The 7554-nt window shown below is 32.3% G+C and carries 6 protein-coding genes; 2 read left to right on the forward strand and 4 right to left on the reverse strand.

The features are described from left to right. The 3 genes from N4A42_RS08145 to N4A42_RS08155 form a co-directional block, all read right to left on the reverse strand. Positions 1-978 (reverse strand): dihydroorotase (locus N4A42_RS08145; protein WP_294072585.1); only part of this gene is annotated, 978 nt, incomplete at its 3' end. Next, a complete protein-coding gene (locus N4A42_RS08150) occupies positions 975-2900 on the reverse strand; it encodes a BatA domain-containing protein (RefSeq protein ID WP_294072588.1) in 1926 nt (641 codons plus the stop codon). The genes N4A42_RS08150 and N4A42_RS08145, both read right to left, overlap by 4 nt. A 102-nt stretch (positions 2901-3002) precedes the next feature. Further along, positions 3003-4010, reverse strand: coding sequence for a glycosyltransferase family 2 protein (locus N4A42_RS08155; protein ID WP_294072591.1), 1008 nt, complete (start codon positions 4008-4010; stop codon positions 3003-3005). Between the two features lie 286 nt (positions 4011-4296). Here N4A42_RS08155 and N4A42_RS08160 point away from each other — a divergent pair, with 286 nt between their 5' ends. After that, positions 4297-6186, forward strand: a complete 1890-nt coding sequence (locus N4A42_RS08160; RefSeq protein WP_294072594.1) for a peptidase M61 — start codon at positions 4297-4299, stop codon at positions 6184-6186. Positions 6187-6387: 201 nt separating this feature from the next. On the opposite strand, the gene N4A42_RS08165 is transcribed toward N4A42_RS08160, so the two are convergent. Continuing rightward, positions 6388-7158 (reverse strand): TIGR02757 family protein, encoded by a 771-nt coding sequence (locus N4A42_RS08165; protein ID WP_294072597.1) that lies wholly within the window; start codon positions 7156-7158, stop codon positions 6388-6390. 70 nt (positions 7159-7228) lie between these two features. Here N4A42_RS08165 and N4A42_RS08170 point away from each other — a divergent pair. Continuing rightward, positions 7229-7554 (forward strand): DUF1801 domain-containing protein (locus tag N4A42_RS08170; RefSeq protein WP_294072600.1); only part of this gene is annotated, 326 nt, incomplete at its 3' end.

The raw sequence follows: 7554 nt of genomic DNA on the forward strand, positions 1-7554 counted from the left end.
AGTACCGTATTTAGCAAAATCAAACTCTACTTTTTTATCTTCAATATCTATAGGATTGTGGTCTGTAGTTACCATATCTATAGTGCCATCTTTTAAACCTTCAATTAGAGCATCACAATCTTTTTGAGTTCTTAATGGTGGTAATACTTTATATCGTGTGTCAAAACCAATGAGGCTATCGTCTGTAAGTACTAAATTATGAATAGCAACACTACAGGTTACATTTAGTTTTTTTGCTTTTGCTTGTCTTATAAGTTCCACAGATTTTGCTGTAGAAATTGTTGGAATGTGTAGCTTTCCTTCAGTATATTCTAATAAGAATAAATCTCTAGCAACTTGTAATTCTTCAGCCAAAGCAGGATTACCCTTTAGTCCTAATCTAGTGCTATTAATGTTTTCGTTAGCAACACCTAATCCTGAAATCTTAGACTCTTGCGGAAAAGAGCATACCAAGGCATCAAAATTACTAGCATATTGCAATGCTATTTTCAATAGATTAGGGTTAGAAATAGGTTTTTGATAGTCGTAAAATGCTATAGCTCCAGCATTTTTCATATCAAATAGCTCTGCTAAATCTGTACTATTGCTAGCATGGGTTAATGCGCCAATAGGATAGAGGCTTGTCGCATTATTCTGGGCTTTAGATTTCACAAAAGTTATATCTGGATAACTGTCAATCACAGGATTGGAGTTTGCATTTAAAGCCACAGCTGTAAAACCAGATTGTGCTGCTGTTTTTAATCCGTTTGCTATTGTTTCGCGTTCTTCGTAACCTGGTTCACCAAAAGAAACACTACTATCAAACCAACCTTGGGAAACATGGAGGTTATCTAGTTTAATTTCTTTGTAATTATTAGGATTTGAAATGCGCTTTGAGATCTTAGAAATTCGACCTTTTTCAATTAAAATATCAACCGTTTCGTTGTGAAAATCACTTTTAGAATCAACGATAGTGGCAGATTTTATGAGTGCGTTCATTTAAGGTATTTTAGTAGAAGTATTTCTATAATTAGAAATACTAGCGCAAAAATAACAAACCATTTCCATAGTGCATTAATAGTTGTGCTACTTTTTATGTCATTAATGGTTGAAGCTAAGCTGTTATTAACAGAAATATCTGTAACGGATTGTATGTCATGGTAATTAAGATTGCTTTCTTTTCTGTTATAATTAAAGCTTAAGTTTTGTAGAAACTCAGATTTATTTTTCACATTAAGAATACCAGCAGTGTTTGGGTAATCATTAGTTTCTAAAACCACAGATTTACTATAGGTTTTTTGAAGTGGAATTACAGAAGTTTTACCAGAACTTAAAGTTAAAATATCATCTTGACTTAAGATAGCATTTACCGCAATAGTATTAGGTTTACCAATAGAGTAGTAGAGTTGCGATAGCTTTAGGCTTTGCTTACCTAAATTATATAAAACTGGGACTATTAAAGGTGAATTTTTAAAGTTAGAATTATCTTCATTTAAAGCAGAAGAAAACACATAGCTTCCAGAGTTACCAATTAAAAAACTAGAACCATCTTCAAAAGATAATACACTATTAGAGTTTGAAGAAAAACGGAACGCATTTTCTACTTTTGGATATTGAAAATTACTCACTTTAGAATAAAAAGCATTTGCCAAAAGCGGATGGTTGTAATTAATACTTGTTATTCGTTTGTTAGTATTGTTTTTTAGAGTGAAAAGTGAAATTTTTATTTCTGTAAATAATTGATTGTAAGTATTTTTTGTAGATTTATTTGATGGAATGGTTAATATACTTCCGCCGTCATTTTTAAACATTTTTAATGCTGTAATTAAGGCATCAGAAATGCTTTCTAACTCGTTTAAAACAATTAAATTCTGATCTGGAATAAGATTAAAATTTAATGCGTTGAGCTTATAAGATTGATAGTCAAATTCATCTTCAGTGTAAATACGATTTAAGAAATTGTCTTCAGTGTTTTCGTTTATAGATAAAACCTTAATCTTTGGTTTGCTATTAAGGTTAAAATAAAACGTATTATCGTATTGTAAGCCTAAATCATCTATAACAAGTTTCCCATTAACCACGATGTTGTTTGGAATAGTGAATGTGGTTTCTGCTGTATCGTTAATTTCTACAGCACTTTTTGCTAATAACGTATCGTCATTAAACAATGAAATGGTAACATTATCTATGGCTTCTCCTTGGTTAGATAGTTTTACGACTAAATCTAAAGTTTCAACAGTTGTGTTAGATACGTAAACACTATCTATACTTACATTACTGATTAATGCAGATTTTGGCTGAACCAGTTTAAGGTTTACAGTACTATCTGCTTTAAAAGTAATTGGACTGCCTTTTTGTTGAAAATCTGACACTAAAACCAAATTTTTAGTTGATGAACCATCATTAGAAAACAATTGTTTTCCTTTTAAATAAAGTGCATCATAATTAAGTTGAGTAGGAGAATGCTTTAGCTGTATTAAATCGTTTTTTAGAGCTTTAACTGTAGTGTTTCTATATGTTTGATTGTTGGTAAATAAGCTAATAGTTTCATCTTCTGGTAAACTGTTTATAACATCTTGTATAGCTTCATTCAACAATGTACCATTTTTACCTTTAGCTTCCATACTATAGGAATTGTCTAAATAAATAACAGTTTCTTGCGACTCATTAAAATCTTCGGTATTCGGAATATAAGGTTGTGCAAAAGCTATAATAGCACAGGCTAAAAGCAGTAAACGCGATAGTAAAGTCAGCCATTTTTTTAACTGCGAACTTTTACGCGTTTGTAATTTAACCGATTTAAGAAACTTAACATTAGTGAATTTAACTTTTTGAAAACGACGCAGTTGAAATAGGTGAATAAGTATAGGAACTATTAGTAGAAAAAGTGCGTATAGTAATTCGGGATGTTTAAACTGCATTCATTTTTATTTTATAGACCTGTTATATTTTAAAACTTTATAGGTCTTAAGCTTCAAATATAGAAAATGAAAAAAGATAACGGCATTTTGCTTTTGAGAATTTTAACAGAAAAAGAAATAATCAATCATAGATTTCATGCTTTGTGTTTTAAAATAACTTTTAATCTCTAGCTGTTCTTCTTCATTGGCAACTGTAACAATGCTTTGTGGATTTTTAAGCTGTTCTAAACAAGTGAAATTTAATAGTTTTTGACCGTAAATATCTTTACCTATTTTTTTTTGATTATCGCATATCCAATGGAATGGAATGTTCTTTTCAATTAAAAGTTTAGCAACAGTTTTGCCCTTATTGCCAGCTCCCCAAACAGTCAGTGGTCGGTTTTTGTCATAGTCTAGCTCTAAAAAGTAATGTACCTTAATGTCTAAAAAGTAATTGATGGCGTAATGCTCATGTGTTCTAGAGGTTCTGGTACTGTAATCACGCCAATGGAGTAGTATTTCATTGCAAGGAATACATTTATATTGAGCTTTGTAAAACCGAAAGGTTAAATCATAATCTTCCGGATAGCGGTTGGGTTCAAAGCCTTCGCAAGCTATAAAATCATCACGATGAAGCATCCAACAAGGAGAAGGAATAACACATTCTTTGTAGATTTCAGAATAATTATTTCCTGTTTCAGTTAGAGTATTAATCCAACGCTCATAACGTGTATAACCATCGCTAAGACCATCTGTTCTAAAATACTTCACTTGCCCAACTGCAAGATGCTGTTTGCCGTGTTCTAAAAGACTATTTATCATAACTTCAAGTCTGTTGGTAGCCATAATATCATCGCTATCCATACGAGTAATAAAGTTGCCTTTAGAGTTTTTAAAAGTAGTCTTTAAAGCTTCAATGATGCCATTGCCTTTATTTTTAAAGAGCTTAATTCTATTGTCTTTATTTGCGAATTCTTCAATAATAGCATAGGATGTGTCATCGGAATGGTCGTCAACAAAAATGGCTTCCCAATCTGTGTAAGTCTGATTTACAATAGACATTACACATTCAGAAATAAAAGCTTCTGTGTTCTTAAAAGGGATTAAAATACTAACAATATTTTTTACCATGTTGGAAAGATATTAAAATTCAAAGTTTAAAATTTAAGGTTTAAGGTTTTGTTTTTTTGAAATCTAACCTTTGCTATTTGGGGTTTAGTCTTTGGAGTTTGATTTTTAGACATTAAATATATTTAACAAAACCTTTTGATTTTAAGTCGTAACAGATTGTAGTTTTGTGCGTCTTGTGAACAGCCTTTAATTAGGAATCAGAGAAAATTTATATTAATAACACAATAATTCATAACAGTATTTGAATTATTTAAGTCTCAATTATTGAGTAAAAATTGAATTTAACATGAAGAATTATTTAGCCATTCTTGGCTTAAGCGTAATTATGGTAGGCTGTGGGTCTGCTAAACCAAAAGCAGATGATTTAGCGGTAAACAATCCTATTGAAACCGCTTTAGATTTAACGGCTGTTGTAGATGATAAAGTGCCTGTTACTATAAATCCTGGTCGTTTTACCACAGAAACAGTGACCTACAGGATACCAAGAATTATTCAAGGAACATATTCTGTTAGTGATTTCGGGAAGTATGTAGACGATATGAAAGCCTTAGATTATAATGGAAACGCGCTTGAGGTTACTAAAGTAGATACAAATACTTGGACTATTGCAGATGCTACAAAGTTAGATAAGTTAGTGTACTATGTTAATGACACGTTTGATATTGAATCTACAGGTGGAATAGGTGGAGAAAACCCATTTTCGCCAGCTGGTACTAACATAGAAGAGAATAATTACGTACTAAATCTTCATGGTTTTATTGGGTATTTTGATTCGTTGAAGAATAACCAATATGCTTTAGATGTTACCGCACCAGCAACATTTGTAAGAACCTCTGCTTTAGAAGATAGAGGTATGAAGTCTAGTGCAGACGGTAAGTCTATTACCAGTAGTTATTTCGCTCAGCGTTATTTTGAGATTACCGACAATCCAATGATGTATGGTAAGTTAGACGTAGAAGAGTTTATGGTTGGTGATATTAAAATTGTATTAAGCGTTTACTCACCAAATAAAGTGCATACAGCTGCGAGTCAAAAAGAGACAGTATTTAAGATGATGCAAGCTCAAAAGAAATATTTAGGTGATATTAATAGTACAAAGCGTTACGATATTTACTTGTATTTATCCGATGGTTCAGATACTGCGCCAAAGGGAATGGGAGCTTTAGAACATCACACATCTACTGTGGTTGTTTTACCAGAATCGTCTAGTAAAGAAGGTTTAGCAGCATCAATTATAGATGTAGTTGCGCATGAGTTTTTTCATATTGTAACACCACTATCAGTGCATTCTGAAGATGTACACTATTTTGATTATAACCAACCAACATTCTCTAAGCATTTGTGGATGTACGAAGGTGTAACGGAATATTTTGCACAACACTTCCAGGTATATGAAGGTTTAGTAGAGCCTAAAGATTTTTATAACACTATGATGGGTAAAATAGCAACATCTAAAAACTTAGATGATGCAATGAGTTTTACTGTGATGAGTGAAAACGTATTAGAGGAGCCATATGCACACAATTACTACAATGTTTATATGAAAGGAGCATTAATAGGTATGTGTATTGATATTTTAATGCGAAAAGAAAGTAATGGTAATAGAAGTATGTTGTCTTTAATGAAAGAATTGTCTGTTAAATACGGAAAAGACAAACCTTTTGATGATGACAAAATTATTGCAGAAATTATAGAGATGACTTACCCAAGTATAGGTGATTTCTTAAACACACATGTTGTAGGTGATGTGCCAATTAATTATAATGAGTTCTTTGAAATGGTAGGTTTAAAGATGGGAGAAACAGAAGTGCCAACCAACTATATTTTTGCAGGAGGACAAAATATTATTTTTGATGGTGACCCAAATAAAGGTATTTTCTTTTCGCCAATGGCATTGAAAAATTCTTTCTGGGCATCTCAAGGTGTGCAAGCAGGTGATATAATTAAAAAGGTAAACGGAAAAGATCTAACGCTTGAAAATGCACAACAAGTTATTGGTGGAATGTTTGGATGGCAAGAAGGCCAAGAGTTTAGCTTAGATATAGAGCGAGATGGAGAGGTAATTGCTTTAAAAGGAACTTTAGAAAAAGCTACTGCTAAAAGCAAATCTTTAGTAGAAGATGAGAATGCTACTGAAGCACAAAAAGCAACAAGAGCTGCTTGGTTAAAAGGATAACACGCGCACATTCCTGAGAAAGTAGGAATCTCATAATACTAAAAAAGGTTTCCAAATATGGGAGCCTTTTTTAGTGTTGCTTTGTCATTCTAAACTCGTTTCAGAATCTATTACATCTTTTTACGATACTGAATGATCTGCCAGAATTCATAACTTTAAGATTGATGATTTAGACATAGAAATTCCTGCGAAAGCAGGAATTTAAAACCCTTCAAAAACACCTAAACCAAATAAGGCAAAATCATACTTTACAGGATCATTTGGATCTAGTTGACGCAAATTATTATCTAATTCTGCTAAAGCCTTAGCATCATTTTGTTTTCGGTTTAGTAAGCCTAATTTACGAGCTACATTACCAGAGTGAACATCTAAAGGACAACTTAGTTGAGAAGGGGAGAGGTTTTTCCAAATGCCAAAATCAACATCAGCATTATCGTTACGTACCATCCAACGCAAATACATATTAATACGCTTGGCTGCCGATTTTTTTAAAGGATCGCTCACATGTTTTTTGCTACGTTCTAAATGTGGAATTTCAAAAAAAACGTTTTTAAACTCATGGATGCTTTTTTGCAACGAACCTGGCCTTGCATGTTGAGTAAAAACAGCCTCTAAGCCATTATGTGCTTTATAAATATGCTGTAAGCTTTTAATAAATTGTATAAAGTCATTACCATTAAATGTACGATGTACAAAAGGTTGTAAACGCTCTAAATCTGTGGTTTTGTGCTGTGTTATAAACTCATAAGGAGAATGATCTAAAAACTGCATCATTCTGTTAGCATTTTTTATAATGCTCTTACGATTTCCCCAAGCAATAGTTGCGGTTAAAAAACCAGCAATTTCTATATCTTCTTTTTTAGAAAACTGATGTGGTACTTGTATTGGGTCGCTTTCAATAAATTTAGGATTGTTATAGAGATGGACTTTTTCGTCTAAAAACGTTTTAAGTTCAGAGGTGTTGAGTTTCAATAGATGTTGATTTTTAGTGCAAAAATAGCCTAATTGTTTTATATTTAAAGTGAACAAAAAACAATGCGTCATGGCAGCACTAGCAACACAAGAAACTAATAAAAATGTTTCCGATTATATTGAAAGTATTGAGAACGATACCAAACGCAACGATAGTAAAACCTTAATTAAAATAATGTCTGAGATTACAGGCTACGAACCCAAAATTTGGGGAGATTATTTTATTATTGGCTTTGGTAAATACAAGTACAAAAGAAAAAACGGAAAAGAAGAATATGAATGGTTTAATGTAGGCTTTGCACCACGAAAATCTAAAATGACCATTTACCTCACCTTTGATATTAGTAAAGAGCAGGAGCTGACATCTCAACTGGGTAAGTGCAAATGGGGAAAAGG

The sequence above is a fragment of the Winogradskyella sp. genome (assembly GCF_025210595.1).
In the GTDB taxonomy this organism is placed as follows: Bacteria; Bacteroidota; Bacteroidia; order Flavobacteriales; family Flavobacteriaceae; genus Winogradskyella.